The sequence below is a fragment of the Frigoribacterium sp. AP1 genome, assembly GCF_056680555.1.
This window is the reverse complement of record NZ_CM155288.1, coordinates 2055946-2082764: the sequence shown is the minus strand read 5'-3', so window position 1 is coordinate 2082764 and position 26819 is coordinate 2055946. Positions and strand designations below refer to the sequence as shown.

The 26819-nt window shown below is 72.1% G+C and carries 29 protein-coding genes; 10 read left to right on the top strand and 19 right to left on the bottom strand.

Translation table 11 applies throughout. The features are described 5' to 3' along the window. Positions 1–2 precede the first annotated feature (2 nt). A complete protein-coding gene (locus AC1MBW_RS10005; protein ID WP_043594582.1) occupies positions 3–1151 on the bottom strand; it encodes a TDT family transporter in 1149 nt (382 codons plus the stop codon). On the opposite strand from AC1MBW_RS10005, the gene AC1MBW_RS10000 reads away from it, so the two are divergent. Further along, on the top strand, positions 1083–2129 hold the full coding sequence (locus AC1MBW_RS10000) for a LysR family transcriptional regulator (RefSeq protein ID WP_480024360.1): 1047 nt from the start codon (positions 1083–1085) through the stop codon (positions 2127–2129). The genes AC1MBW_RS10005 and AC1MBW_RS10000 overlap by 69 nt on opposite strands. On the opposite strand, the gene AC1MBW_RS09995 is transcribed toward AC1MBW_RS10000, so the two are convergent. The 4 genes from AC1MBW_RS09995 to AC1MBW_RS09980 form a co-directional block, all read right to left on the bottom strand. Then, positions 2130–2675, bottom strand: coding sequence for a uracil-DNA glycosylase family protein (locus AC1MBW_RS09995; protein ID WP_043594580.1), 546 nt, complete (start codon positions 2673–2675; stop codon positions 2130–2132). It lies immediately after the preceding gene. Positions 2676–2796: 121 nt separating this feature from the next. After that, positions 2797–3372, bottom strand: coding sequence for a uridine kinase family protein (locus AC1MBW_RS09990; RefSeq protein ID WP_185233098.1), 576 nt, complete (start codon positions 3370–3372; stop codon positions 2797–2799). Positions 3373–3662: 290 nt separating this feature from the next. Beyond that, positions 3663–4232 carry a recombinase family protein gene (locus AC1MBW_RS09985; protein ID WP_185233100.1) on the bottom strand — a complete coding sequence of 190 codons (570 nt, stop codon included), beginning with the start codon at positions 4230–4232 and terminating at the stop codon, positions 3663–3665. A 363-nt stretch (positions 4233–4595) separates the two neighbouring features. Beyond that, complete coding sequence (locus AC1MBW_RS09980) at positions 4596–5117, bottom strand: MarR family winged helix-turn-helix transcriptional regulator (protein WP_054146969.1); 522 nt, start codon at positions 5115–5117, stop codon at positions 4596–4598. Positions 5118–5185: 68 nt separating this feature from the next. Between AC1MBW_RS09980 and AC1MBW_RS09975 the strand changes: the two genes are divergently transcribed. From AC1MBW_RS09975 to AC1MBW_RS09960, 4 genes are all read left to right on the top strand, one after another. Then, positions 5186–5713, top strand: coding sequence for a phenolic acid decarboxylase (locus tag AC1MBW_RS09975; RefSeq protein ID WP_054146970.1), 528 nt, complete (start codon positions 5186–5188; stop codon positions 5711–5713). Position 5714: 1 nt separating this feature from the next. Then, a complete protein-coding gene (locus AC1MBW_RS09970) occupies positions 5715–6491 on the top strand; it encodes an alpha/beta hydrolase (protein ID WP_480024359.1) in 777 nt (258 codons plus the stop codon). Between the two features lie 181 nt (positions 6492–6672). Beyond that, positions 6673–6972: a hypothetical protein gene (locus AC1MBW_RS09965; RefSeq protein WP_054146972.1), complete on the top strand. Its 300-nt coding sequence runs from the start codon at positions 6673–6675 to the stop codon at positions 6970–6972. Positions 6973–7156: 184 nt separating this feature from the next. Continuing rightward, positions 7157–8056 (top strand): SDR family oxidoreductase, encoded by a 900-nt coding sequence (locus tag AC1MBW_RS09960; RefSeq protein WP_071256477.1) that lies wholly within the window; start codon positions 7157–7159, stop codon positions 8054–8056. 82 nt (positions 8057–8138) lie between these two features. Here AC1MBW_RS09960 and AC1MBW_RS09955 read toward each other — a convergent pair whose 3' ends face one another. Next, positions 8139–10616 (bottom strand): ATP-binding cassette domain-containing protein, encoded by a 2478-nt coding sequence (locus tag AC1MBW_RS09955; protein ID WP_480024358.1) that lies wholly within the window; start codon positions 10614–10616, stop codon positions 8139–8141. Positions 10617–10704: 88 nt separating this feature from the next. On the opposite strand from AC1MBW_RS09955, the gene AC1MBW_RS09950 reads away from it, so the two are divergent. Continuing rightward, positions 10705–11712 carry a zinc-ribbon domain-containing protein gene (locus tag AC1MBW_RS09950; RefSeq protein WP_480024357.1) on the top strand — a complete coding sequence of 336 codons (1008 nt, stop codon included), beginning with the start codon at positions 10705–10707 and terminating at the stop codon, positions 11710–11712. A 218-nt stretch (positions 11713–11930) separates the two neighbouring features. Here the strand turns inward: AC1MBW_RS09950 and AC1MBW_RS09945 are convergent, their stop codons facing one another. From AC1MBW_RS09945 to AC1MBW_RS09935, 3 genes are all read right to left on the bottom strand, one after another. Beyond that, positions 11931–12530 carry a GIY-YIG nuclease family protein gene (locus AC1MBW_RS09945; RefSeq protein WP_480024356.1) on the bottom strand — a complete coding sequence of 200 codons (600 nt, stop codon included), beginning with the start codon at positions 12528–12530 and terminating at the stop codon, positions 11931–11933. A gap of 127 nt (positions 12531–12657) precedes the next feature. Then, positions 12658–12891: a PLDc N-terminal domain-containing protein gene (locus AC1MBW_RS09940; RefSeq protein WP_152970353.1), complete on the bottom strand. Its 234-nt coding sequence runs from the start codon at positions 12889–12891 to the stop codon at positions 12658–12660. 34 nt (positions 12892–12925) lie between these two features. After that, complete coding sequence (locus AC1MBW_RS09935; RefSeq protein WP_480024355.1) at positions 12926–13669, bottom strand: SDR family oxidoreductase; 744 nt, start codon at positions 13667–13669, stop codon at positions 12926–12928. A gap of 173 nt (positions 13670–13842) precedes the next feature. On the opposite strand from AC1MBW_RS09935, the gene AC1MBW_RS09930 reads away from it, so the two are divergent. Continuing rightward, positions 13843–14688: a helix-turn-helix transcriptional regulator gene (locus AC1MBW_RS09930; RefSeq protein WP_480024354.1), complete on the top strand. Its 846-nt coding sequence runs from the start codon at positions 13843–13845 to the stop codon at positions 14686–14688. 77 nt (positions 14689–14765) lie between these two features. Next, entirely contained in the window at positions 14766–15812 is a 1047-nt protein-coding gene (locus tag AC1MBW_RS09925; RefSeq protein WP_480024353.1) for a Gfo/Idh/MocA family protein, read from the top strand. 20 nt (positions 15813–15832) lie between these two features. Here AC1MBW_RS09925 and AC1MBW_RS09920 read toward each other — a convergent pair whose 3' ends face one another. Together AC1MBW_RS09920 and AC1MBW_RS09915 are read right to left on the bottom strand one after the other, a co-directional pair. After that, positions 15833–16672, bottom strand: a complete 840-nt coding sequence (locus tag AC1MBW_RS09920) for a hypothetical protein (RefSeq protein ID WP_480024352.1) — start codon at positions 16670–16672, stop codon at positions 15833–15835. Next, a complete protein-coding gene (locus AC1MBW_RS09915) occupies positions 16665–17174 on the bottom strand; it encodes an RNA polymerase sigma factor (RefSeq protein ID WP_480024351.1) in 510 nt (169 codons plus the stop codon). The genes AC1MBW_RS09920 and AC1MBW_RS09915 overlap by 8 nt, the downstream gene beginning before the upstream one ends. 248 nt (positions 17175–17422) lie before the next feature. On the opposite strand from AC1MBW_RS09915, the gene AC1MBW_RS09910 reads away from it, so the two are divergent. Further along, positions 17423–18166, top strand: coding sequence for a CHRD domain-containing protein (locus AC1MBW_RS09910; RefSeq protein ID WP_480024350.1), 744 nt, complete (start codon positions 17423–17425; stop codon positions 18164–18166). Position 18167: 1 nt separating this feature from the next. Further along, positions 18168–18806: a class F sortase gene (locus tag AC1MBW_RS09905; RefSeq protein WP_480024349.1), complete on the top strand. Its 639-nt coding sequence runs from the start codon at positions 18168–18170 to the stop codon at positions 18804–18806. Between the two features lie 15 nt (positions 18807–18821). Here AC1MBW_RS09905 and AC1MBW_RS09900 read toward each other — a convergent pair whose 3' ends face one another. From AC1MBW_RS09900 to AC1MBW_RS09865, 8 genes are all read right to left on the bottom strand, one after another. Beyond that, positions 18822–20015: a M28 family metallopeptidase gene (locus AC1MBW_RS09900; protein ID WP_054146979.1), complete on the bottom strand. Its 1194-nt coding sequence runs from the start codon at positions 20013–20015 to the stop codon at positions 18822–18824. Then, positions 20012–21253 carry a hypothetical protein gene (locus AC1MBW_RS09895; RefSeq protein WP_480024348.1) on the bottom strand — a complete coding sequence of 414 codons (1242 nt, stop codon included), beginning with the start codon at positions 21251–21253 and terminating at the stop codon, positions 20012–20014. Before AC1MBW_RS09895 ends, AC1MBW_RS09900 begins: the two co-directional genes overlap by 4 nt. After that, on the bottom strand, positions 21250–21948 hold the full coding sequence (locus tag AC1MBW_RS09890; RefSeq protein ID WP_480024347.1) for a TenA family protein: 699 nt from the start codon (positions 21946–21948) through the stop codon (positions 21250–21252). The genes AC1MBW_RS09895 and AC1MBW_RS09890 overlap by 4 nt, the downstream gene beginning before the upstream one ends. Beyond that, positions 21930–22679, bottom strand: coding sequence for a glutamine amidotransferase (locus AC1MBW_RS09885; protein ID WP_480024346.1), 750 nt, complete (start codon positions 22677–22679; stop codon positions 21930–21932). Before AC1MBW_RS09885 ends, AC1MBW_RS09890 begins: the two co-directional genes overlap by 19 nt. 75 nt (positions 22680–22754) lie before the next feature. Then, positions 22755–23843 (bottom strand): phosphotriesterase family protein, encoded by a 1089-nt coding sequence (locus tag AC1MBW_RS09880; protein ID WP_480024345.1) that lies wholly within the window; start codon positions 23841–23843, stop codon positions 22755–22757. Next, positions 23840–24895, bottom strand: coding sequence for an ABC transporter permease (locus AC1MBW_RS09875; protein ID WP_480024344.1), 1056 nt, complete (start codon positions 24893–24895; stop codon positions 23840–23842). The genes AC1MBW_RS09880 and AC1MBW_RS09875 overlap by 4 nt, the downstream gene beginning before the upstream one ends. Continuing rightward, positions 24892–25656, bottom strand: coding sequence for an ATP-binding cassette domain-containing protein (locus AC1MBW_RS09870; protein WP_054146985.1), 765 nt, complete (start codon positions 25654–25656; stop codon positions 24892–24894). Before AC1MBW_RS09870 ends, AC1MBW_RS09875 begins: the two co-directional genes overlap by 4 nt. Next, a complete protein-coding gene (locus tag AC1MBW_RS09865; protein ID WP_071256462.1) occupies positions 25656–26687 on the bottom strand; it encodes a substrate-binding domain-containing protein in 1032 nt (343 codons plus the stop codon). The genes AC1MBW_RS09870 and AC1MBW_RS09865 overlap by 1 nt, the downstream gene beginning before the upstream one ends. Positions 26688–26819 lie beyond the last annotated feature (132 nt).

Genomic DNA, 26819 nt, shown 5'->3' with positions numbered 1-26819 from the left:
GGTCAGGGCAGGGGACGGGGAGGCGCGAGGAGCGTTCCGCGTATGACGCTGCCGTGGAAGGTGCGCACGGCGACCGTGACCCAGGCCCCGACGAGCCCGATGTAGAACACGACCGCCAGTACCTGCAGCGCGACGAGTCCCGTGTGCAGGGCCAGACCGTTCAGGCCTGTCACGCAGGTGCCGACGGGGAAGGTGAACGACCACCAGGTGAGTGAGAACGGGAGCCCCTGGCGGATGGTGCGGCGGGTGATGGCCGATGCCAGTGCCGCCCACATCAGGGCGAATCCCAGAGTGGGCACACCGTAGACGAGCCCGAAGACGAACAGGGCGTGCGAGGTTCCCTGGTCGACGGCGAGGTGGGCGTTGCCACCGAGCAGGTTGGCCGCGGTGATCGACTGCCCCAGGGGGCCGAGGACGATCCAGAGGGTCGGGACCATGCCGGCCGGGCCGATCTTGTGCTGGGCCAGGCGTGACCAGATCAGCGTGATGATCACGATCGACGCCAGCAACGACAACCCGAACATCGCGTAGCACCCCCAGAGCATGTTCTGCCTGGCCTGCCCCGCGGGCAGGAAGGGCAGCAGCAGCGCACCGGTCGAGGCAGACACCATCGGGGGAACCACGGGCATGAGCCAGCCGCCGAACGCACTGTCGGGGGCCGTGTCGTGCCGGGTGAACGTCAGGTACGGGACCGCGATCGCGCTGACGAGGCCGAGCACCGTACCGATGGTCCACAACACCCAGTCGATGCCGACCGCCAGGGGCGTACCGAGGACGTCTCTGCCCAAGAGCAGGGTGCCCGCGCCGACGGTCAGCAGCGCCATGGGCGGTGCCCCGTAGAAGTGCGCCATCACCGGATTGAGTCGATGCCCCCGCGCGGTGGCTCGGTAACGCACCCAGTGCATGACGGTCGCCGTGCTGAGAGCGACCAACAACACGCTGGCCAGTGCCCAGACGATGGTCGCGGCAGGGCGCAGCCCCGGGAACTGCAACGGCAGGGTCGCCGCGGCGTTGGCGACGATGCCGGTCCCCATGATCGACGCGAACCAGTTCGGGGTCAGGTTCGACACGATCTGCCCGCGGTGCTCGAGCTGGCGGAACAGACCGTGCGTGCGGGGAGGGGCGACAGTCGGTGTGATCGCGGCAGGCATGCCTCGATCTTCGTACGTGCGTCCGGCTGCCGATACGGGCGGATGCTTGTGGTGTCACAATCGATCCTTGTGACCGGACTCCCTGTTGATCTCGAGACGCTCCGACTGCTGGAGGCGATCTCGAGATCGGGCAGTCTGGGCCGGGCCGCGACATCGGTGGGCATCAGCCAGCAGGCGGCGTCGTCTCGCATCACGGGCGCCGAGCGGCGGCTGGGTCGTACGTTGCTCGTCCGCTCTCGGGCGGGCTCGGCGCTGACCGAGCACGGACTCCTGGTGTGCGAGTGGGGCCGACCCCTGCTCGAGGCGGCGACCACCTTCGAACGATCGCTGCACACCCTGATGACCGGCGCCTCCGACGCTCTCCTCGTCGCGGCGAGTCAGACGGTGTCAGAGGCGCTGATGCCACGCTGGATGACAGCGGCAGCGGATCGTGTCCGGGTACGCCTGGAATCGGGCAACAGCGACTGGGTCGTCGACGAGGTCCGTTCGGGGCGCGCGCACCTCGGGTTTACGGAGACCCCTGATGAGGCCGACGGGCTCGCCACGACCGTCCTGGGTGTCGACGAACTGCTCGTCGTCGTCTCGCCGAGGCACGCATGGGCATCGAAGTCCGATCCCGTGACGGCAGCGGATCTCGCATCCACACCGCTCGTGTCTCGGGAGTCGGGCTCGGGCACCCGCCGGACCCTCGAGCTCGCCCTGGGGATCGACCCTGCCCTGATGGCAGAACCCGCTGCGCAGTTGTCGTCGACGGGCGCCATCCGGGCGGCCATCGCCGGCGGTGTGGGTCCGGGAGTCATCAGCTCGTTGCTGGTCGAGGACGACCTCCGTGCCGGGCGCCTCGTCACCGTCCCGGCAGCCGTCGACCTGAGGCGCCCGTTCCGCGCCGTGTGGTCGGCCGGTCTGAGCGCCGGGGCGCAGGATCTCCTGGCCGTGATCGCCGCGTCGCAGCACAGCCCCGACTCCTCGCCGAGATGATCAGAGAAGCGAAGCGTGCCGTAGGGCCGTGACGGCCCGCAGGTGCTTCTCGCCGGCGCGGGTGGCGTTCGCCGGCGACAGATGGGGTGCCGCGAGCACGGGCACGACCCTCGCACGCGGTTCCAGGGTGAAGTACCTCATCACGCCCGTCAGGGCCGGAGTGCCGAAGGTCACGATCGCCCGCAGCTGCGGCAGAGAAACGAGCAGCTGAGCCAGGGCAGGGCGTGCCTCGTCGAGATCGGTGACGGTCGGCGCCCGACCAAGGGCCCACGGGACGATGTTCCATCGCAGGTAGACGTTCCTGCCCAGACCCGACTCGATCCGTGCTCGCCTGAACGCAGACGCCGTCGGCCCCGGGTTGTCCTCACTGCTGATCGCGTCCTCGCCCTGCTTGATCGTGGCAGGACCGGGTGATTCCATCAGCACGAGAACTGTCGCCGCTGCTCCTCCACCTGATGGGTCGAAGCCCGGCACGAAGCGCGCACGTCCTGGTCCGGAGCTCCGCCATTCCGATACGAGCTGATCGAGGCCCCTGGGCTGCTGCATCCCTAGACGCTACGACGTTAGGGACCGTTTCCGCCCACGCTCACCGACGACACGGAACGACCACGACGGCGTCCTCTCCGAGTGCGCTCGCCCCACAGCAAGTGATCCAGTGGGGGATCCCCTACTGAGACGATGCGTACAGCATCTCTGCGTGCTCTCGCGGCATGAACTCCTGGGCGAAGTCGCGTTCATTCGGAGCCCAGACGTCGGTCCACAACGCCTCGTGGCGTCGGCCTAGTTCCCTGTCGCGGGCCATGCCGCGGCTGACGGCGACGTCGAGCTCGACATCGCACCAGACCGTGACGTCGAGGGAAGGCAGGGCCTCAGGGTGGAAAAGGCCGATGAGATCGACGACGAGGATCTCGGCGCGAGGAACCGGCTCCGGAGCGCCGAGGGCCCCTACCGCCCAGTCATACCGTCGGAACTCGCCCTGCAGCTCGCCGCGGAAGGGCTCCAAGACACTCGAAACAAGACGTTGCCGATCCACTCCGTCCCAGTCTGCAGAGCGAAGGTGAGAGCGTGCGGGATCGAGAAAGTCGTCACCGCGCATCCTCACTGCGCCAGGCAGAGCCTCGACCATCCGGCGCGCAAGCGTGGACTTCCCCGACCCGCAGAAGCCCGAGATACCGACCACAACCGGGCGGCCTGCCGACCGGGCCCTAAGCGCGACATGCTCGACAACTTCGCCCTGATCCATGCAACGACCCTACGAGGTCGCCCCCGGTGGCCGATGGGCTAATGGACCAGTGTTGGGTCCTACAGGCCGTCGAACACGAAGCGTAGGAAGCGTTCAAAGAACCGCAGGACGGGCCGGACAAACCACCTCCACAGCCACAATGACGATCGAGGCCACCAGGCAGGAGCTCCACTGTTGGCGCGAGCCCGTCGCCACTCGTCTCGTTCAGCGCGTGTCCGCGGTGGCGCTGGACGGCGGCGGCCGTTCCTCAGCCGCTCTCGGCGGGGCGGTTCCGTTCTTCCGGGTGCCATCTAGGCCTGCTCTGCTCTTTGGATCGCTCGATAGACCGTCGACCGGGCAACGCCGAACAACTCGGCAATGTCGCTCGTGGTGTGCGCACCGGTGCGGTGCAGCTGCACGAGGTGCTTCTCCTGCGAGGCGGTGAGCTTGGGCTTGCGACCACGGAGCTTGCCGGCGGCCTTGGCGATCGCCATGCCCTCGCGGGTGCGGGCGCGGATGAGGTCGGCTTCGAACTCGGCGACCATGCCGAGGACGTTGAACAGGAGCCGACCGACGGGGTCGGTGGGGTCATAGACCGCTCCCCCGAGGTTCAGGGCGACGCCTTTTTTCGTCAGCTCGTCCGCAATGTCCGTCGCGTCGCGCAGCGACCGGGCAAGTCGATCAAGCTTGGTGACGACCAAGACGTCGCCGGCACGGCATGCCGCCAGCGCTTCCCGGAGGCCCGGGCGGGCTCGAGTTGTTCCCGACAGCCCGTGGTCCACATGCACGTGTTGATCGTCAACACCCAGTGCTGCAAGACCGTCACGTTGTGCTGCGAGATCTTGTCCCGAGGTCGACACACGCGCGTATCCGATGAGCATTCAAGGACTGTAGCGTTTGTACCCCCTTCACCGGGCATTTTTGCGGGACAGGCATACGCGAATCCGCAGGCCAGGCACCACTTGGCCTCAGCCGGCCGAACATGGTCGCGCAGAGTGTCCCGATGAACGACCGTCACACGGGCGGCCGATCGGCGACCGTCTCAGACACCCGAATGAGGTCCAGACCCCGTCGCAGACCGTCATGGGAGGGCTCGAGGACGAGGACTCTCGGGGCGGTCCTGTCGATGCCGAACATCGGGGGGAACCACTACCGGCTCGGGGACGGCCGCGTGGCACGGACCCCGAAACGAACCCTCCCGGGCCGGAGCCACCTTCCACCGTCGATTCCCCCAGGGCGATGCCTCAGTCCTGAGCTCGCCCCGACGCCCCGTCGACCGCGGTGTGGTTCGGCGGCGCGTCCTCGTCGCGCTCCAGCGCCGTACGGATGCGGCCGAGGAGGGGAAGGGCCTCTCGAAGGGTGCGCTGTTCCCCGGGCGCCAGGTCACGCAGGATGCCCACGAGCAATCCCTCCGCCGCGGCGTCGTAGACGCGGAGCTGCTCCCGGGCCGACTCCGTGAGACCCACGTGGGTGCTCCGGGCATCCGATTCGTCGGCACGGCGCACGACCAGACCGCGGCTCTCCATCGCCGCGACGAGGTTGCTGACCGTGGGGCGCGCGAGTCCCAGCTGCTGCCCGAGAACCGTGGGGCTCAGCCACTTGTCGGGAAAGAGCCGTCGCAACACCTCGATCTGGGCATCGGGAATCGACGGCAGGCCGGCGCGTACCCGGGAGCTGTTCAGGAGCGTCCGACGGAAAGGGCCGATCTCGTCGCTCAGACGTCGTGCGATCGCGCCGAGGCCGGAGGGGTCGTCGGAGTCGTCCACAGGGCGAGACTACTCGAGCACGAACAAATACGTTTGTGACAAACGCATTTTGGGTGTTCAATCGATCCATGAGCACTCACACCAGCGTTGCCGACCCCACCCCCGAGCAGGGCCTGGACGCGATCGTCGGCCATCGGTTCATCTACACCTACGCCAACGGATGGCAGTACGAGATGTACGTCAAGAACGCCACCACGATCGACTACCGCATCCATTCGGGCATGGTCGGCGGCCGCTGGGTCAAGGACCAGCACGTCGACCTCGTCGGCCTGGGCCGCGGTGTCTACAAGGTGTCGTGGAACGAACCGACCGGCACCAGCGTCGTCGTCAACGTCGTGCCCGACGACCGGGTCCTGCACGGGACGATCTTCTTCCCCCACTGGGTCGAACTCGACGGGTCGAAGACGGTCCTCTTCCAGAACGACCACCTCGAGCAGATGCGACAGTTCCGTGACCTGGGCCCGACCTACCCGATCTACGTGGTCCCCGAGTTCGCGCACATCACGCTCTTCGAGTTCGTCGGCCTCGACGACGAGACGGTCATCGACACGGCGCCCGGCGACCTGCCAGCCGGCTTCGCGGACAGGACCAACTGAGATGGGCGCCCCCGAGGCCGACGTCACGGCCCTGACACTCGCGCACGAGGGGCGGGTCATCCGCGGCACCGAGTTCCGCCCCCGCGACGCCGACCCCGCCCACCCGTCCGTCCTGCTCGTGCACGGTTTCGCCGACTCGCACATCGGCCCGCAGCGCCTCTTCGTCCAGGTCGCCCGGCACCTGGTGGGAGCCGGCGTGGTCGTCCGGGCCTACGACCGTCTGGGGCACGGCACGAGCGACGGCGAGTTCGAGGACATCACCCTCCGTGACGAGATCGCGCAGGTCACGGCCATGGTCCGCGCATTCGCCGGCGACCGCGGCACCCCGGTCCATCTGGTGGCACACAGCCTCGGCGCGGTCGAGTCCGCCGTCGTCGCCGCCCGGCTCCCCGACCTCGTGGCCAGCGTCACGCTCTGGTCCCCCGCGGGTGTCGTGGTCGACGACATCACGGTGAAGAACGAGATCCAGGGCCGGTCGCTCGAGTCCGTCGCAGAGCACGGCGGCCTCGACCTCGGTGGCCTGTGGCTCGGCCGAGCCTTCGTCGACGACGTCCGCGACGATCTCGACGTCTACGCAGAAGCGGCGGGATACGGCGGCCCCGTCGAGATCCTCCACGGCACGGCCGATCAGATCGTGCCGCTCGAGTACGCGCGGCGTTACGCGGACATCCTCCCCCAGGCCAGGTTCACCTCCGTCGCCGGCGCCGACCACGCCTGGTCGTCACGACCGTGGCGCCGCCAACTCGTCGATCACCTGCGGGCGTTCCTCGACCTGTGAGAAGTCGATGCCGCCCCTCGCCTCGGCCGCGGAGTGGGGACGGCCCCACCCACACGCCGTGAGCCGTCCGGCCACCTCCGTCGCCGGTGCTCCGGCTCCGAGGTCGGTCACGTGGCCCTCACGGCCCGAAAGTCGCTAGCGTCGACGAGAAAAGCTCACCCCGATCCTGAGGAGACCCGACATGACCGACGCCACCCCTTACCCCGGCCCTGGCACCACCGGCCCCGCCACGACGACCAAGAAGACGATGGGCGTCCTGTCGCTCGTCTTCGGCATCGTCAGCATCGTGTTCTGCCTCTTCCTGCCCGTGCTGTGGATCCTCCTGGCCATCGCGGCCGTGGTGCTCGGCTTCCTGTCGCGCAAGCGCGAGCCCGCCGCCCGCACCATGGCGACGGTCGGCATCGTGCTCGGCTTCATCGGCATCCTGGCCAACATCGGCTCGATGATCGCCGGCGCGCTCATCATGACCCAGGGCCTCTGACCCCAGGTCACGCACCTCGTCGAGTGGCCCCGAACCGTCCTCCGCCCCGCGCGGACGACGGTTCGGGGCCACTCGTTCGTCGTGCCGGGCTTCGTACCCCGGACGCGCCGCGTCGACGGAGGCGCCGGGCGTAGCGTCCAGGGCACCGTCCGTCCAGGGCACCGCGAACCAGAGAGGACCCCGCATGACCCGCGACCAGTACACCTTCGCCGACCCGCGCACGCTCTACCCCACGATCAGCCCCGAGGTGCAGCACCAAGAGGAGCCGGGGCTGCAGTCGCAGATGACTCCCGTCCCCGACCTCGGCGAGGAGACCTACCGCGGCACGGGACGCCTGCAGGGTCGCAAGGCCCTCATCACGGGTGCCGACTCGGGCATCGGCGCCGCCGTCGCGATCGCCTACGCCCGCGAGGGTGCCGACGTCGCCCTGAACTACCTGCCGAGCGAGCAGTCCGACGCCGACCACGTCATCGCGCTGATCGAGGCCGCGGGGCAGAAGGCCGTGGCTCTCCCCGGCGACCTGACCAGCGCCTCCTTCTGTCGTGAGCTCGTCCAGAAGGCGGTCGACGGACTCGGCGGCCTCGACGCCGTCGTCAACGTCGCCGGCAAGCAGGTCTGGCAGCAGGACATCGAGGACATCACCGACGAGCAGTTCGACCTGACCTTCCGCACCAACGTCTACGCGCCGTTCTGGATCGTCAAGGCCGCCGTGCCGCACCTCGCCCCCGGCTCCACGATCATCAACACCGCGTCGGCCGAGGCCCACACGCCCGCCCCCGACCGCCTCGACTACGCCGCGACCAAGGGAGCGATCAACAACCTGTCGAAGGGCATGTCCCAGCAGCTCATCTCGAAGGGCATCCGCGTCAACGTCGTCGCGCCCGGCCCGACCTGGACCGTCCTGCAGGTGACCGACGGCGTCGACCCCGAGTCGCTCCCCGAGTTCGGCTCGAGCGAGGCCCCGCTCGGCCGCGCCGGCCAGCCCGCCGAGCAGGCACCCGCCTACGTGTTCCTCGCGTCGGCCGAGTCGAGCTTCGTCGCGGGCGAGACGCTGAACGTGAACGGCGGCATGGTCTCGCCGTAGACCGGCCTCGCCGGGGACCGCAGGAGGCGCGGGTCGGCTGCACCGTGCCTCCTCGGTTCTCGGCGTCCCGGCTCTCGCCGGGTCAGGCGGGCAGCGCCGCCGCGAGGTACGGCGCGGTGCGACTGCCCGCGGCCCCGGCCACCTGCTCGGGCGTGCCGACGGCGAGCACGCGCCCGCCGGCGTCCCCTCCCCCGGGGCCCAGGTCGATCACGTGGTCGGACGCCGCCACGACGCCCATGTGGTGCTCGACCACGACGACGGTGTTGCCCGCGTCGACGAGAAACTGCAGCTGGGTGACGAGCAGCTCGACGTCGGCCGGGTGCAGGCCCGTGGTGGGCTCGTCGAGCAGGTAGAGCGTGTGCCCGGTGCGAGCGCGCTGCAGCTCGGTCGCCAGCTTGATGCGCTGTGCCTCGCCACCCGACAGCTCGGTCGCGGGCTGGCCGAGCCGCAGGTAGCCGAGCCCGACCTGCCGCAAAGTCTGGAGAGCCCGGGAGGCGCTGGTCACCTCGGTCAGGAACGTCGCCGCCTCGTCGACCGTCATCGCGAGCACGTCCGCCACGGTCGCGCCGTGCCAGGTGACCTCGAGGGTCTCGGCGTTGTAGCGGGCTCCGTGGCACTCGGGGCACGGCGAGTAGCTGCCGGGCAGGAAGAGCAGCTCGACCGAGACGAACCCCTCGCCCTGGCAGACCTCGCAGCGGCCTCCGGTGACGTTGAACGAGAAGCGTCCGGCGCCGTAGCCCCCGGCCCGCGCCTCGTCGGTCGCGGCGAAGGCCTGGCGCACGGCGTCGAACAGGCCCGTGTAGGTCGCGAGGTTCGAGCGCGGCGTCCGGCCGATCGGCTTCTGGTCGACCTGCACCACGCGGTCGACCCGCTCGTGGTCGGTCGCCGTCTCGGCCAGCACGCCGCCGACCAGCGTCGACTTGCCCGAACCCGACACCCCCGTGACCGCGGTGAGCACGCCGAGCGGCAGGTCCACGTCGACGCCGTCGAGGTTGTGCCGGGTGACGCCGCGCAGCTCGAGGGTGGCGGTCGGTTCGCGGCGGACGGGCGACCCGCCTTGGGCGTGACCGGCGACGGAGGGGTCGAGGAAGCGCCTCGTGACGGAGTCGGCGACCCCGGCGAGCCCGGCGACGGGCCCGCTGTAGAGCACCGCGCCTCCTTGGCTGCCGGCCCCCGGGCCGACGTCGACGACCCAGTCCGCGCGACGCACGATGCTCATGTCGTGCTCGACGACGAACACCGAGTTGCCGCTCGCCCGCAGCCGTTCGAGCACCTCGACGAGGGACTCGGCGTCGGCGGGGTGCAGGCCAGCACTCGGCTCGTCGAGCACGTAGACGACGCCGAACAGGCCCGAGCGCAGCTGCGTCGCGATGCGCAACCGCTGCATCTCGCCTGGCGACAGGGTGGGCGTCGCACGGCCGAGGCTGAGGTAGCCGAGCCCGAGGTCGTCGAGCACGGTCGTCCGGGCCAGCAGGTCCGCGGCGATGCGGACGGCCACCTCGGTGACCTCGCCCGAGGAGGCGTTCGACACCGCGGCCGACGCGCTCGTCAGGGTGGCCGTCGGCCGCAGGACGTCGCCCAGTTCGGCGATCGGCAGGGCGTTCAGCTCGGCGATCGTGCGGCCGGCGAAGGTCACGGCGAGCGCCGCCCGGGTCAGGCCGCTGCCGCCGCAGAGTGAGCAGGGACCGCTCTCGACGTACTGCAACACCTTGGTGCGCTGGGTCTCGCTCTGCGAGTCGGCGAGGGTGTGCATGACGAAGGCGCGGGCGCTCCAGAACCGGCCCTTGTACGGCTTGGCGACGCGGTCGCGCTGGGGGGTCACCTCGACCACGGGCTGCTCGTCGGTGTAGAGCAACCAGTCGCGGTCGGTCTGCGGCAGCTCACGCCAGGGGCGGTCGATGTCGTAGCCGAGCACGCTCGTCACGTCGCGGAGGTTCTTGCCCTGCCAGGCTCCCGGCCAGGCCGTGATCGCACCGTCGCGGATGCTCAGGTCGGGGTCGTGCACGGCGGACGCCTCGGTCACCTCGTGCGCGATGCCGAGTCCGTGGCAGCGCGGGCAGGCCCCGGCGACGGTGTTCGGCGAGAACGAGTCGGACTCGAGGCGGTCGGCCCCGGCAGGGTAGCTGCCGGCCCGCGAGTAGAGCATCCTCATCGAGTTCGACAGGGTGGTCAGGGTGCCGACGGTCGAGCGCGAGCTCGGGGCGCCGCGGCGCTGCTGCAGGGCGACGGCCGGGGGCAGGCCGGTGATCTCGTCGACGTGCGGGGCGCCGCCCTGGGCGATCAGCCGCCGCGCGTAGGGCGCGACCGACTCGAAGAAGCGGCGCTGCGCCTCGGCGAAGATCGTGCCGAACGCGAGCGAGGACTTGCCCGAGCCCGAGACGCCGGTGAAGGCGACGATGCTGTCGCGCGGCACGTCGACGTCGACCGCGCGCAGGTTGTTCTCGCGGGCGCCGCGGACGCGGACGAAGCCCCGGGCGTGGACGTCGGTGGGGACGGCGGTCGGGGTGTCGGGCACGTCGATCGCGGGCGTGGGCACGTCGGGAGATGCGGTGTCGGGCATTCGGTCGATGCTACGGGTGTCGGCGGCGGTCGGGCCGGGGCGCGTCGGGCCGGGCCCGAGTGTCGGTGGCCCGTCGTAGCGTGTGCGCGTGCCCGAGCCGATCGAAGCCTGGTGGGCGCGACGCCGGACGTCGCGCGGCCTCGCCGTGCCCTACCCCGTGGGCAGCTACCGCGAGGCCTGGGCGTCGTACCCGGTGCTCGTGCGGCAGTACCGTCCCGAGCACAACGGCGGCATCGTGCTCAGCCAGATCCCGCCCGCGGCCGACGTGTGGCTGTGCTGGCTCTGCGACGCGGGCCACGTGTTCGTCGCCACCCCCGACGAGCAGCGGCACCGGCCGGGCCGCGAGCGACGTCGGTCGTCGTGGTGCCCCGAGTGCAGCGAACTGGCCGCGCCGCGTGCGCTGCCGATGCGGCCGCCGATGGCACCGGCGGCGGTCGTCCGCGCACAGGCCGACGCGGCGCGAGCCGCGCCTCCGACTCCTCCGTTCCCGGCCGACCCCGCGCGCCGACCCGAGCAGTCCCCACCCCTCGCCTCGCCCCCCACCCCGCGGGCGGAAGCGACCCGCCTCGCCCAGCCGACCCGCGCCTCCCGGCCGGACCGCGCCGCCCGGCCGACCCGCGCCTCCCGGCCGGTGTGCGACAAGACGCCGGCGCTGCCGACCGGCACGCCCTTCGTCAGCGTGTGTGCCCCGAAGCCGGCGTCGGCGGTCGAGGCCGAGCTGCGGGCCGAGCTGACCGCCCGGCTCGAATTCGAGCCCGGTCTGAACGCCGTGCGCGTGGGGCGTCCGTTCTTCGACCACGTCGAGGTGTGGCCCGACATCGTGCTGAGCGAACTGCGCGTCGCCATCGAGTACGACTCGACCGGGCGGCACGGACTCGAACACGTCGGACACCGCGAAACTGCCGACCGCCGCAAGGACGCCGCGCTCCGGGCTGCGGGTTGGGAGGTCGTGCGACTCCGGACGGGCAAGCTGCCCCCGCTCGGACCGCACGACCTGCAGCTGTCCGGGCTGACCCGGCAGACGGTGCCCCTGCTGCTCGACGAGCTGCGCGCCATCCGAGGCCCCCTGCTCGTCGACGCCTACCTCCGCTGCTGAGCCCGCGCCGCGGCCCGGAGTCCCCCGACCTGACACCCCTCGTTCCCCCTTGGTGTGCAAATCGCGACAACCCGAGGCAGACAGGCACCCCAGAGGGAGCGCTGAGCGGCGTGTCGCGCCCGCGATGTCGGCATTGGTACGCAACCGGCTGGCGCCCTGGTCGGGTTCGGCCCGTCGGCAGCCGGTACCCCGGCCGGGTTCGGCAGGCGGCAGCCTGCTCAGCCGCGCAGGGCCAGTGCCTCGCTGCGCCAGCGGGCGTACCGCTGCCACGGGTCCTCGACACCCTTCGCGAGCGCCGCCACGTGGGCATCGAGCTCGGCACTGCGTGCGAACCACTCGGTGCGTCCGAACCGGGACGCCGCGAACTGCCCGTGCCGCCGCCGTTCGACGAGGCGGTCGCCACGCTCGAAGGCCAGCAGCTCGTCGTGCCAGAGCGTGCCGAGGCGCTGCCGGGGGTTCGACGAGGTGCCGATCTTGATGCGGTCGTCGAACCGGATGTAGTAGACGACGTCGACCCTCACCACGCCCAACTCGGCGTCGGGCACGTCGCCCTGGCGCCACTCGCAGACGGCACAGAGCCACCCCGACGGCCAGTGCACGCCGAGCCGCGACCCGCACGCGAGGCAGGGCGACGGCAGCAGATCGGTCACTCCCTCGCCCGAGCCCTCGAGCGAGGCCACCCAGTCGGCGGCGAGCGCGAGGTGCCGGTCGCAGAGCGGCACGGGCGACGACGGGTCGACCGGACGACCGCAGGAGTCGTCGGCGAGTCGACCCGTGCCTCCTCGGCAGCCGTCGGGTCGGGGTGTCGGGCGGGTCATCCCCGCAGGCTAGGTGTGGCCACCGACACCCGGTCGGCCTGTCGAGATGTCACGGCTCCCGCTCGTCTCTGGAGGTGAGCGGCACGTCGTGACACCTCGCCACGACCGGAGATGGGCCGGGCGGGCCCTAGTCCTGCTCGTGGTCGATGCGGAGACCCAGTGGGTGCGGCCCGAGCAGCAGCCACACGGCGCCGGCCCCGAGCGGGAAGAGGACTGCGGCGACCGTCCAGACCGTACGCTCGAGCTGCGTCGTGTCGGCACGTCGCCGCACCGCACGCACGATGCTCACCACGATGACGAGGTACACGACAGCCACGACGACCGCCGCAACCGCCGGACCCCAGTCACCCCATGCACTCATCCACCCAGCCTAGGGCGCTGCCCCCAGCCCGGCCTCAGTGACCGCTGAGCAGCGCCAGCACCGCGTCGTACCGCCCCTCGGCCTCGGCGTTGCGCAGGAACTTGACGCGCTCGACCAGGATCTCGTGGGCGTCGGGCTGCGCCTCGAGCAGCGCCATCGTCTCGTCGAGGTACTCGTCGAGCGGCATGGCCGACGGGTCGTCCTGCTGACCGAGCAGGGTGGTCTGCACGGCCGGCGGCACGAGCTCGACGACCTGCACGCTCGTGTCGGCGAGCTGCACGCGGATGCCTTCGCTGAACGAGTGGATGGCGGCCTTGGTCGCGTTGTAGGTCGGCGTGATCGGCAGCGGCACGCTCGCGAGCCCCGACGACACGGTGACGATCGAAGCGGCGGGCTGCGTCTGGAGGAACGACGTCCACGCCGCGATCAGTCGGATCGGACCGAGCAGGTTGGTCGTGACCGTCGCCTCGGCGGTGGCGAGGAAGTCGCCGGTCGTGACGTCTTCGGTCTGCATGATGCCGGCCATCGCGACGACGACGTTGGTCTCGGGCCAGCGGCGCTGCACCTCGGCCGAGACGTCGACGACGGCCTGCGGGTCGGTGGTGTCGAGCTCGACGGCCTCGAGGCCCGGGTGGTCACGGACGATCTCGTCGAGCAGTGCCCGGCGTCGGCCCGCCACCACGACGGTGTTGCCGGCGGCCTGCAGGCGCAGGGCGAGGCCCAGGCCGATGCCGGACGTGGCGCCGGGGATGAACACGGTGTTGCCGCTGATCTTCACGGTTGCTCCTTCGGGTGTGCCGCGCTCGGCGCGGCAGGTGGTGGTCGTCGCGCCGACGACCGTCGGGGTGACGACCACCACTCTGACCCGGGGAGGCGCGGTTCGGCAGAGAGCGCTCGTCCAGGGATCGGCGCTCCCTGGTTGGCGGGTGCCGCGGCTGACAGCATGGGGCCATGGACCGCGCCGACCTCGCCGACTTCCTCCGCCACCGCCGCGAGGCGCTGCGACCGTCCGACGTGGGGCTGCCCGAGGGCGTGCGTCGGCGTACCGCCGGGTTGCGTCGCGAAGAGGTGGCGGGGCTCGTCGGCATGTCGACCGACTACTACGCGCGGCTCGAGCAGCAGCGCGGCCCGCAGCCCTCCGAGCAGATGCTCGTCGCCCTCACCCGGGGGTTGCGACTCAGCCTCGACGAGCGCGACCACCTCTACCGCCTGACCGGCCACCACCCGCCACGCCGCACGCGGGGCGGCGACCACGTCAGTCCCGCGTTGCGGCGCGTGCTCGATCGTTTGGTCGACACCCCCGCGCTCGTCCTCAGCGACCTCGCCGAGACGCTCGCGCAGAACCGGCTCGCGGTCGCCCTGCTCGGCGACCAGATGCGGTACGAGGGGCTGGCCCGCAGCGCGTTCCACCGGTGGTTCACCGACCCGGCCGAGCGCGCCTCCTACCCGGTCGAGGACCACGCGCACCAGCTCGAGCTGCAGGCCTCCGGGCTGCGGGCGGCACTCAGCATGGCGGGCGGCGGGGGCCGACCGCGAGAACTGGTGGAGGCGCTGCTCGCGTCGAGCGAGGAGTTCGCGACGATCTGGGCTCGGCACTCCGTGCACCAGCGCTTCGACGACCGCAAGACGCTGCTGCATCCCGAGCTCGGCCGCATCGAGGTGGACTGCCAGGCTCTCTTCACCGAGGACCAGTCACAGACGCTGCTCGTGCTGACGGCGACGCCCGGGTCCGACGACGACGCCAAGCTACGGTTGCTCGACGTGATCGGCGTGGGGCGGTTCGCCGAACAGGGCTGACGGCTCTCGACGCCCCGGCCTGCTCCGCACCCGCGAAGATGGACGCACCCACGACGATGTGACACCGAGGAGACCGCATGTCCACGCAGACCCCGAGCACCCCGAGCACCCCGAGCTTCCCCGCGGCGACGGCCGTCCCGCTGCGCGGCGGTCCGACCCTGCGCTGGGGCGTGATCGGCCCGGGCGAGATCGCCGGCGACTTCACCGACGCCCTGCACGCGCACACCGACCAGCGCGTGGTCGCCGTGGCCTCCCGCAGCCTCGACCGGGCCGAGGCCTTCGCCCGCGCCCACGGCGTCGACACGGCGTACGGCGACCGGGAGGCGCTGGTCACCTCTCCCGACGTCGACGTCGTCTACGTGGCCACGCCCCACACCCGCCACCTGCCGGACGCCCTGACCGCCATCCGGGCCGGCAAGCACGTCCTGATCGAGAAGCCGATGGCGACCAGCACGGCCGAGGCCGACGAGATCTCCGCCGCGGCGAGCGCCGCCGGTGTCCTCGCGATGGAGGCGCTCTGGACGCGCTACCTGCCGCACACCACCGTCATCGCCTCGCTGCTCGCCGACGGTGCGATCGGCGACGTGCGGCTCGCGACCGCCGACGTCGCCTGGGCCAACGACCTCTCGTCCGGCGGACGCATGACCGACCCGGCGCTCGGCGGCGGCGCGCTGCTCGACATCGGCGTCTACGCGTTCTGGTTCACCCAGTTCGCGACCGGCCACCCCGTCGAGTGGCACGCCACCGGCTCGACCCGGGCCGACGGCGTCGACCTCGACGCGGCCGTCGTCACCCGCACGGCCGACGGGGTGCTCGCCACCGCGGCGACGAGCCTGCTCACGACGTCGCCCGGGCTCGGCACGATCTCGGGCACGACCGGGTCGATCCGCACCCTGCAGAACCTCGTCTTCCCCGCGACGTTCGAGCTGACGACCGGTGCCGGGTCAGCCGTCTGGAGCGACCCGACCGTCCCGACCGGCCGCCGGGGGCTCGCCTACCAGGCGACCGCCCTCGCGTCCTACGTGGACGCCGGGCTGCGCGACTCGCCCCTGCACTCCCTGGCCGACTCGAGGTCGCTGCTCGCGACGATCGAGGCGACCCGCGCCTCCTTGACCGTCGTCTGAGCCCGCCGGGGAGGCGCGGCTCAGCTCGCGACCGGAGGCACCGACGCCACCGCGACGTCGTGGCCGTCGGCCGCGCGGATCTCGACCGACGCGACGTCGGACCGCAGCACGGCGGCGTTCAACCGGCAGTCGACGCGCACGTCCGACCCGAGGAACGCACCGGACTCGTACTCGCGCCCGTCGCCCCCCACCACCACGACCGTGAACGCCGAGCCCGTCGGCAGGCCGTCGACGCTGAGCACCGTCTCGGTGCCCCAGGTGTGGGCGACGAGGTCTCCGTCGAGGTCGACCCCGGCGGGCTGACCGACGAAGTCCACGTGCTCGACGGCGCCGAGGGTGCCGGCAGGACCGGCCACCACCGTGTCGCGAGGCGTCGCGAGCAGGGCTCCGCCTCCGGCCCCGATCGCCAGGCACGCCGCGGCGGCCACGGCGATCAGCAGCGGGCGTCGGCCCCGACCCGAGCGGGCCGCGGCGATGTGAGGACCGATGTGCGTGACCGACGCCTCGTCGGCCGCGGTGCCGGGGTCGCGAGGGATGTCGGCCCGGAGAGGGACGTCGGCGTCGAGAGTGACGTCGGTCCCGCGCGGGTCCGGGGCCTCGGAGGCGCGTCCGATGCCCTCCACGCGCTCGCGCAGCCGGTCGCTCGGGGCCACGTCGTCCCAGCGACCGAAGTCCGAGAGTCCTCCGATGATCCCCCCGAGCGACGCCAGCTCGGCATCGATCGACGGGTCGGCAGCCCGGAGCGCGTCGAACTCGACGCGTTCGCTCGGCGAGAGGTCGTCCGCGAGCGCCGCGGCCACCAATTCGTCGCGACGGGCGTCGCCGTCACCGGCCCCCACCCCTGGCGTGCGGTCAGTCATCGGTCGTCTCCTGGTCGTCGAGGTGGGTGCGGAGGGCGCGCAGCGCGTGGAACACGCGGGTGCGGAGGGTCGCGACGGGGACGCCCGTGCGCTCGGAGACCTCGCGGTAGCTCAGCCCCTCGAGGTGGACGGCCACGACGGCCGCCCGGTGGTCGTCGCTCAGGCGGGCGAGACCCTCGGCCATGCCCAGCCGTTCGAGCGGATCGGCCACGCGCGCCACGGGGTCGGGGGCGTGCTCGAGCGGCACGACCGACGGCGTGCGCGTCCGTGCCCGGTGCACGTCCAGCACGACGCGGCGTTCGATCGCGAACAGCCAGGTGCGGACGCTGCCGCGGTCGGCGTCGAACGAGTCGCGGGCCCGCCAGGCGCGCACGAAGGTCTCTTGCACGCAGTCCTCGGCCAGCGTCCGGTCGCGGAGGGCGTTGACGGCGAAACCGAGCAGCGACGAGCCGTGCTCGACGAACGCGGCGCGGACGTCGAGACCGGACGACCCCTCGCTCATCGGGCTCCGATCTGGCGCGCGGCCCGGGACGGGGCCCGCGCGACCCATGACGGCGATCATCCGCCTGTCCTCCAGCCTATCCACGCCGATCGCGGATGCCGACGGGGTGTACGTGCGCCGCGCCTCCCGCGTTCATCGGACCGGGCACGAACTTTCTCGCGACCGACGTGAACGCATCGGCCCCGCCCGACGTAGGCCCTGTCGAGCGGCACCCGCCCGGGCGCCGCCCCGTCGAGAGGACCCGGAGCATGCCGAAGATGACGCGCACGACCAAGAAGACCGCCATCCGCACCCTGACGATGGGTGGTGCCGCCGCGACCGCCGTCACCCTGTTCGGCGTGACGCCCGCGTTCGCCGAGACCGAGGTGCCCGAACCGTCGACCTTCACGAGCGCCTACACGGTGATGGCGACGCCCGACCAGGTCATCGACAACGACGGGGTCGCCACCCCGGGCGAGCCCGGCGCGACCGGCACGTTCGACTTCCGCGTCAACAGCGACACCGAGGTGATCTGCTACGACATCACCCTGCGCGGCGTGACGGGCGACTACCAGAGCCCGGCGAAGACCGCGACGCACATCCACGAGGCAGCCCGGGGCCAGGCCGGCCCTCCGCGCATCGCGTTCCCGAACCCGGTCGACCGCGGGGACGGCACGCGCACGAGCAGCGGCTGCCTGCAGGGGCCGTTCACGACCGGCGTCATGAGCGCCGCGGGTGCCGACACGGGCACCGGCTTCAGCCTGAAGCAGCTCGAGGCGAACCCGGCCGGCTTCACGGGCGACTCGCACACGGCCTCGTTCGCGGCCGGCGTCGTCCGCGGCCAGCTGACGCAGGTGCCCGTCGGCGGCGTCGACACCGGACTCGGAGGCGCGGCCACCGAGAGCGCGTCGGCCGGCGGTCTCGGCCTCGCGGCCGGTGGCGCCGGGGCCCTCGCCCTGCTCGGTGCGGGTGCGTACGTCCTGACCCGTCGTCAGCGCGCGGCCCGGGCCTGACGTGCGTCGCTCCCTGCCCCCGGCGGTCGTCGTCGCCGTCGTGCTGGTCCTGACCGGGTGCGCGGCGCCCGGGGCGGTCGCACCGACGGCGGCGCCGACCCCGGGGGCGGGGGCGAGCGCCTCGCCGACCGCGGCTCCGTCGGCGACCGGCACCGCGCCTCCTGCGGTCGCCGGGGTCGTCGGGGGCGTCGGCGAGGGTGTCGCTCCGGCCGCCGTCTCGGTGCCGACCATCGGACTCGACGCCCCGCTGATCGACCTCGGCATCGCCGACGACGGCGCCATGGAGGTGCCTGTCGACGCGGACGACGTCGGCTGGTTCACCGGCGGCGGCAAGCCCGGCGGGCGGGGTCCGACCGTGATCGCCGCCCACGTCGACTCCGCCTCGGGCCCCGCGGTCTTCGCGCGGCTCGACGAGCTCGTCGTCGGCGACCGGGTCGACGTGACCACCGTCGACGGGGATGCCGTGAGCTACGCCGTCACCGAGGTGGTCGACGTGCCGAAGGCCGAGTTCCCGACCGCCCGGGTCTTCGGGGCGCAGCCGACCGACCAGTTGCGGCTGATCACCTGCGGCGGCGTGTTCGACCGCGACTCGGGCCACTACGACCAGAACCGGATCGTCTTCGCCGAGCCGGTGGCCTGACCGCCCGGCCCGGGCCTAGAGCACCCCGGGAGGCGCGGCGCGGGTCGGCCGCGCCAGGCTCGCCACGAGGTGCTCGACGAGCGGTACGGTCCAGGCCACGTTCGCCGCGATGCCCCGGTTCGGCTCGTCGTCGGGCTGGTGCAGACGGTGCAGGTCGTTGAAGGTCAGGAACGCGCTGGGTACGCCTGCCCGGTAGAAGGACGCGTCGTCGGTGCCCGTCGTCGGGGGGAACCGGGTGACGAGTTCGAGGTCGGGCCGGGTGGCCGCGGCGTGCTGCAGCAGCGCACCGCGGAACGCCGTCGAGAACGCCTCGGGTGCCCCGAACGCCTCGACGAACGACCCGCGACCGAGCCCGTCGACGTTGAGGACGTAGTCGATCGCGTCGAGCTCGCCGGTCGAGGCGCTGTCGACGAAGTGCCGCGATCCGCCCAGGTGCCATTCCTCGGCGGTGAAGAACACGAGTCGGACCGACGCGACCGGCGGGGCCGCCGCCCACCGCTCGGCCAGCTGCAGCAGGGCGATCGTGCCGCTGCCGTTGTCGTAGGCGCCGACCGTGTTGAAGAACGAGTCGTAGTGCGCGCAGAGCAGCACCGACCCCTCGCCCGTGCCGGGGACGTCGACGATCAGGTTGTCGCTCGTCGCGGCCTCGACCGGACCGCTGTCGGCCTCGACCTCGAGCTCGACGGGCTTGCCGTCGGCGATCCACTCGGTGAGCTGCAGACCGTCGAGGCGGCCGAGGGCGAGGTGGGCCACGTCGTGGTCCGACCCGGACGGCAGCGGCTGTGGTGCGGCGGGCCCGTCGTCGCGCGCGTGCAGGTAGGCCACCACGTCGCCGTCGTCACCCCGCACGACGAACTTCTGCCAGACCATCGAGTCGCCCCAGAGTCCCTGCGGGCCGACGGCCTCGACCGTGCCCCGGCGAGGCCCGTCGGTCGAGCCGCTCCAGAGCATCGGCCAGGCGGGCAGGTCGCGGGCGATCGGCTGCCGCACGGTGACCCGAGGCACCCGACCGGGCTGCCAGCCGGGCAGCGTCACGGGCTGCCGTGCGACCGGCCACCCGACCGCGGTCAGCCGCTGCTCGAGCCAGTCGCCGGCGGCCGCGATGCCGGGGGTGCCGTGGAACCGGGGGCCGTGCTGCACCAGGGCGACGAGGTCGTCGTAGGCGCGTTCCGCGCGCTGCGCCGCGTCCGGATCGGTGTCGTGGGTCATGTCGTTCCTCTCGGGGACGGCTCTCGGGTCGGGGTCGGGGTCGGGGTCGGGGACAGGGACGGGGACGGCGTCGACGCAGCGGTCGACGACGCGACCGACGGACCGAGGAGGCGCGGCGCGGCCCCCCGGGCGGCCTGCGCCACCGTCGGCGCGGGCACCCCGAGCAGGTGCTGGGCGACGCGGGCGACGTCGTCCGTCCGCCCGCGGAACCACCAGCTGCCGAACCGGTCGGTGACCGCCTCGGGACGTGGGCCGAGCACGGGCGTGCCCCGGGCCTCGATCTCGGCGAACCCGCCGAGCCCGCCGTCGTCGTCGTACAGGTGCAGGGAGTCGCCGCGGACGCCCGGCGACGGGTCGGGCTCCTCCGAGTACTCGGCCGACGGGTCGCTGTGGCTGCCGCGCACGAAGAGCACCGCCCGGTCGTCGGTCGGGTCGCCGACCGCGCGCACGTACCCGAGCCGTCCGGTGACGTGCGGTGCGGCGAAGCCGATCTTGAAGCGGTCGGTGCCCGTCAGCGACACGGCGACCCCGCCGGGCACCTCGGCGAGCAGGTCCCCCACCGGCTCGTAGTAGTCGGTCACCTGGGTGTCGGGCACGGCCGCGACGAACGCGGTGCCGCCCGCCCGCACCTGGTCGAGCATCCACGACTCGGCCTCGTGCGCGCCGTCCGAGGTGATCCCGAGCCGCACCTCCGTCACGTAGCCGCCGTACTCGACGGCGTCGACGAGGGGTGTGCCGTCGGGGCCCGCGGCCGACGCGCCGCGCAGGTGCCGCAGCGGATGCGCCGCGGGCCGCACGACCAGCGTCAGGTCGGCGCGGACGTGCCCGGTCGGCGCGGTGAACGCCTCGAGCTCGGCGACCCGCGACAGGGTCACGCGGTCGCCCGTGCGGTCGAGGTCGTGACGGCCCGGGTCGAGCGACGGCGGCATCTCGTAGCTGCCCCAGTAGTCGTCGCGGTCGCGGATCATGTAGGCGATCTCGGGGCCGATCCAGACCCGGTCGCCGCCGACGTTCCAGTCGCCGCCGCCGAGGAGCGCGCCGAACGCGTCGTCGGAGGCGAACGCGTCGGGCAGCCAGTTCTCGGCCTCGCCGGCGGCGAAGAACGGACCGTAGACGCGGCCCCCGTACGACGAGACGACCACGACGGCGTCGGGTCCGACGGCCAGCCGTTCGAAGGGGATGCCGGCCGTGGCGAGGCGCGCCTCGACGGCGGCCAGGTCGACGACGGGGCCGGTCACGCGGTGACCTCGGCGAGGGCGCTCGCGTGGAAGGCGTCCTCGGCGTGCAGCATGGCGACGAACCAGCGGTCCAGCCGATCGTCGGTCACGTCGGCGGGCAGCTCGTCGACCAGCTCGTGCAGGAAGGCGACCTGGGCGCGGAAGCCGTCGGTGACGTGCAGCTCGATCCACCGCTGCACGTCGCCCGCTCGCGGCACCGACCGCTCCGCGGCCCGCGTGCACCACCGCAGGTAGAGGGTCTCGGCCGCCGCGAGGCTGGTGACGACCCCGGCGTAGCCGCCCTCGTCGAGCGCGGTCGTCACCGTGGCCTCGAGCACGGAGGCGCGGGCCAGCAGAGCGGGCAGCCCCGCCTCGTCGACCGGTCGCGTCGCGCGCAGGTCGGCGAAGTAGGCACTCTGCGGTCCGACGAGGTCGACGACGGCCTCGGCGTGCCGCTCGGCCCGGGACCACTCCGGCTGCTGCCACAGGCAGTAGCCGGCGAGTCGGGCCGCCGTCCGGACGAACGCCTGCTCGATCGCGAGGTACCGGCCGAAGGCCGCATCGTCGATCGTGCCGTCGGCCATCCGGGCCAGCAGCGGCCCCGACGCGGAGGCGTCGAGTTCGGCCGAGCAGCGGGCGACGAGAGCGGCCGCCCGTCCCGCGCCGGGGCCCTCGGGCCGGGTCGGGATCGCCACCGTCAGCGGCCGGTCAGCCACGACACGATGCCGTTGAACACCTTGGCGTAGCCGTCCCACTCCTCGCAGAACGCCGGCGGCGCCCAATGCGGCGAGCAGTCGCTCGTGAAGACCGCCGTGCGTCCCGCACCGGCCTCGCCGACGACGACGAGCGGGTCGCCGTCGAGGCGGGCGAGCTCGATCGCGCCCGGCTTCACGACGGTGCGGTTGTAGCCGAGCAGCAGCGGCCACCCGGTGCCCGCGCCGCCGAGGGCGGGGTGCTCGGCGTCGAGCACGGTGGCGACGACGCCGGCCGGGCGCTCGACGCGGTCGTCGCCGATCAGCAGCTCGACCGGCAGCACGTCGGCGATCTCGGTGCGGGCGTAGCCCGCACGGCCCTGCCAGCCCGAGAACGACAGGTAGCCGCCGATCATCAGCAGCGCGCCTCCGGCCTCCACCCAGTGGGCGAGCTCACGGACGCGGTCCCGACCCGGGATGCTCTTCTCGAACACGTCGGGCGCGAGCTGCAGCGAGTTGACGCCGATGTCGGACAGCACCACGACGTCGTAGGCGTCCAGCGCCTCCTGCGTCTCGGGGAAGTCGGTGGCGACGAGGTGGGCCGGCAGGTGGACGACCTCGTGGCCGCCGGCCTGCAGGGCAGTCCGCAGCTGCGCGACGCCCTCGGTGTACGAGTGGGCGGTGAACTCGTCGACGCCCTTGGTGTGGGTGGTCGCGGTGATCCAGCTCTCGCCGGCGATGAGGATGCGGGACATGGTGGAGCCTTCCGGTGGTGACGGGACGGTACGGGACGAGGAGGCGCGCGCGGCTCGGTGCCGCGACGTCGCCCCTCAGCGGGTCAGGGCCGCGCCCTCGAAGAGGTCGCGGACGTTGCGGGTGCCGACGCCGTGCACGACGTCGGCGTCGACGCCGAGGTCGGTCAGCCGGTCGAGGAACACCGCGGGGACGTACGACAGGCCGTTGCCCCCGTGCTTGCGCAACATGCTCTTGAGGAAGAGGTCGTGGCTGAACAGCAGGCGGCGGCCGAACCCGGCCGAGACCAGGCGGGCGATCGCCGTCGCGGTCTCGACCGGTGAGGGCGACTGCCCTTCGCCGGGCAGCGAGAAGCGGTACGGCATGCCGATCATGTCGAACTCGAGCCAGACCCCGCGCTCGGCGAGGCTGCGCTGGTAGTCGGGGTCGCTGCCCGACGGGTCCATGTGGCAGAGGACGACCGCCGTGGGGTCGACGCCCTCGTCGCGCAGCACGACGTCGAGCACGCGCCCACCGTGCCGGACGAAGCCGGGCAGGTGCACGAACATCGGCAGGCCGGTCTCGCGCTGCAGGCGGCAGGCCGCCCGGAGCGAGCGCTCCTCGCGCTCGGTGAAGCCGGGCGAGACGCCGATCTCGCCGATCACGCCCGAGCGGGGCACCCCGGTCTCGGCCGGGTCGGCCCGGTACTGCGCGACCAGGTGGGTGGCCAGGTCGTCGACGGTGTCGCGGCCCGTGGCCTCGGGGTGGAACCGCTCGAGGTACCAGCCGCCGCCGGTGACGACGTTCACCCCGCTACGACGCGAGATCTCGGCGAGGCGGCGCGGGTCACGGCCCTGACCGTCCGAGGTCAGCTCGACGACGGTGCCTCCGCCGAGCTCGCGGAAGGCCACGAGCTCGTCGACCGCGTCGTCGTCGCCGTCGAGCACGCAGTTGTCGCGACAGGCGAGCGGGCGGTCGCGCAGCAACCAGGCGATCTCGGGCGTGACCGGCGCGTCGAACAGCTCGGGGAAGTCGGGGTCGGGCTCGAGCCCGCCCTCCTCGATGCTGTTGATCAGGTGCTCGTGCGGCAGCGTGTAGCCGAGGCGGTCGCTCGGCACGGGGCCGGTGACCGTCTGCACGTCGACGACCGTGGTCGTCTCGACGCCGAAGCCACCGACGCGGCTCATCGGGTCACCCGCTTGCGCACCAGGTCGGTGAACGAGCCGCCGCGCAGGTTGATCCAGATGACGACGATCAGCAGGCTGCCCGTCACGATGGGCACGATGTAGGGGCTCAGGCCGAGCAGCGTGAGGCCGTTGGTGATGACGCCGGTCAGGATGGCCCCGATCGCCGTGCCGATCACGCTGCCCTTGCCGCCGAGCAGGTTCGTCCCGCCGATCACCACGGCCGTGATGACCGTCATGGCGAAGTCGACGCCCGAGTTGGCGTCGCCCGACCCGAGGCGGGCCGCGGTGATGATGCCGGCCGCGCCGGCCGCCGTGCCGCTGAGCACGAGGGCCATCATCTTGACGAAGCGCGTGTCCACGCCGGCCCGACGGACCGACTCCTCGTTCGAGCCGATGCCGGTGATGTACTGGCCGAACCGCATGCGCTGCAGCCCCACGATGCCGACGCCGACGATGATCAGCGCGAGCCAGGCGGGATAGCCGAGCCCGAACAGTCGACCCTGGCCGACCTGGGCGAAGATCAGGCCCGAGCCGATGGCGATCGAGTAACCCTTGGTGATCAGCAGGGCGACGCCCCGCACGATCGACATCGTGGCCAGGGTGACGATGAACGACGGGATGCCCTGGTAGCTCGAGAACCAGCCGTTGACCAACCCGCAGAAGGCGCCGACGGCCAGGCAGATCACGATGACCAGCACCGATTCGAGGCCGGCCCGCAGCAGCACCGCCCCGATCACCGACACCAGGGCGAGCGTCGACCCGACCGAGAGGTCGATCATGCCCGCCGTGATGACGAAGGTCATCGCGACGGCGACGATCGCCGCGGGAGCCACCTGCACGGCGACGTTCCGCAGGTTCGTGCCGGTGAGGAAGGTCGGGGTCGCCACCGAGAAGACGACGATGACGACGAGCGTCACGACCAGCATCAGCAGGGTGGACTTGTTGACGCGTTGAAGCGCTTCCCAGCGGCGCTCGCGCGCGTCGGCGCCGCCGGGGCCGCGCCCCGGCTCGGGGCCGTCGGTGCGGGTGGGGTCAGAGGTCGTCGCGGTCATGCGGCAGCGCTCCCTTCACGGGTGATCATGTCGACGAGCGACTCGATGGTGAGGTCGTCGATGCGGGCGTCGTCGACGCTGCGCCCCTCGTACATGACGGTGATGCGGTCGCAGACCCGGAAGAGGTCCTGCAGCCGGTGGGTGATCAGGATGACGCCGACCCCTCGGGCCGCGACCTCCTTGATGAGGCGCAGCACCGACTCGACCTCGGTGACCGCGAGGGCCGCGGTCGGCTCGTCGAGGATCAACACGTCGGGGTCGACCGAGGCCGCGCGCGCGATGGCCACCGACTGGCGCTGGCCACCCGAGAGCTGCGAGATCAGCTGGTGCGTGGACGTCACGCGGACGCCGAACTCCTTCAGCACCGCCGTGGCCTCGGCGTGCATCGCCCCGACCTTGAGGAAGGGTCCGACCCGCGGCTCGCGGCCGAGGAACAGGTTGGCGGCGACGTTGAGGCTGTCGCAGAGGGCGAGGTCCTGGTAGACGATGCCGATGTCCTCGGCCTGGGCGTCGCTCGGGGACTGGAACCGCACCTCCTTGCCCTTGATGCTGATGCGGCCGCCGTCGTGCTGGACGGAACCGGCGAGCACCTTCATCAGGGTGGACTTGCCGGCGCCGTTGTCGCCGACGAGGCCGAGCACCTCGCCGCGTGCGAGGCGCAGGTCGACGCCGCGCAGGACGTCGACGGCGCCGTAGGACTTGCGGATGCCCTCGAGCTCGACGAGCAGGGGCTCGGAGGAGGCGCGGGTCGCGTCGGTCATCAGCCCTCCAGGTAGTACGAGAAGTCGGCCAGGTTGTCGGGCGTCACGATCGTGATCGGCACGTCGACGGTCGCCGGCACCTCGGCGGTGCCGCAGGCGAGGTTGATCGCGGCCTTGGCGGCCTCGTAGCCGAAGCCGAAGGTGTCCTGCTGGATGACGGCCTCGACGTAGCCGTCCTGCAGGCCCTCGACGGCCGAGGGCGAGAGGTCCCAGCCGACGATCTTCACGCGGTCCTGGGCGCCCTGGCTCTTGACCGCGGCGATGGCGCCGTTCAGCGCGGGCTCGCCCGTGGCGTAGATGTACTCGAGGTCGGGGTTGCCGGTCAGCAGGTTCTCGGCTGCCGCCTGGGCGTCCTCGTTGACGTTCTGGCCGTCGACGATCGTGCCGATGGTCATGCCGCCGGCCTCGACGGCGTCGGTGAAGCCGTTCTGCCGCTGGATCTGGATCGCGCTGTTGAGCGCGCCGACGACGCCGACCTCGCCCTCGCCGCCGGTGATGTCGAGGAAGGCCTTGCCGAGCTGGGCGCCGCCGTCCTCGTTCGCCGTGCCGACGTACGAGTCGATCGCCGAGGCGTCGTCGACCGAGCCGTCGGCGGCGACGACCGGGATGCCCGCGGCCTTCGCGGCGGTGAGGGCGGGGACGAGCGCGGTCGCGTCGACCGGGTCGACGATCAGGGCGTCCACGCCCGAGGCGACGAGGTTCTCGACGCCCGAGACCTGGGTGGCGCTGTCGTTGTCACCGCTGACGATCTGCAGGTCGGCGCCGGCTTCGTCGGCGACGTCCTGGACGCCCTCGTTCATCTGGGTGAAGAAGGCGGTCTGCTCGTTGATGTCGACCATGCCGAGCTGGAGGGTGCCGCCGCCGTCGGGGGCACAGGCCTGGGGGACGTCGGTGGGGGCCGGGCGGGTCGAGGTCGAGCCGCCGGACGCGGAGCCGGAGGCGGTGGTCGAGGACGAGTCGCAGCCGGCGAGGGTGCCGATGGCGATGGCGCCCACGGCGAATGCGGCGAGGACGGTACGGGTCGTGGGCATGAGGAGCCTTCCTGGGGAGGACGAGGTGGAGCATGCGGGACTGGCGAGGGGGCGATCTCGGTGGGGTCGGGATCGATGGGCAATCGATTTCCGTCGGGAACTGCGTCAAGAGTGACGCCTTCGTGTTTCGAG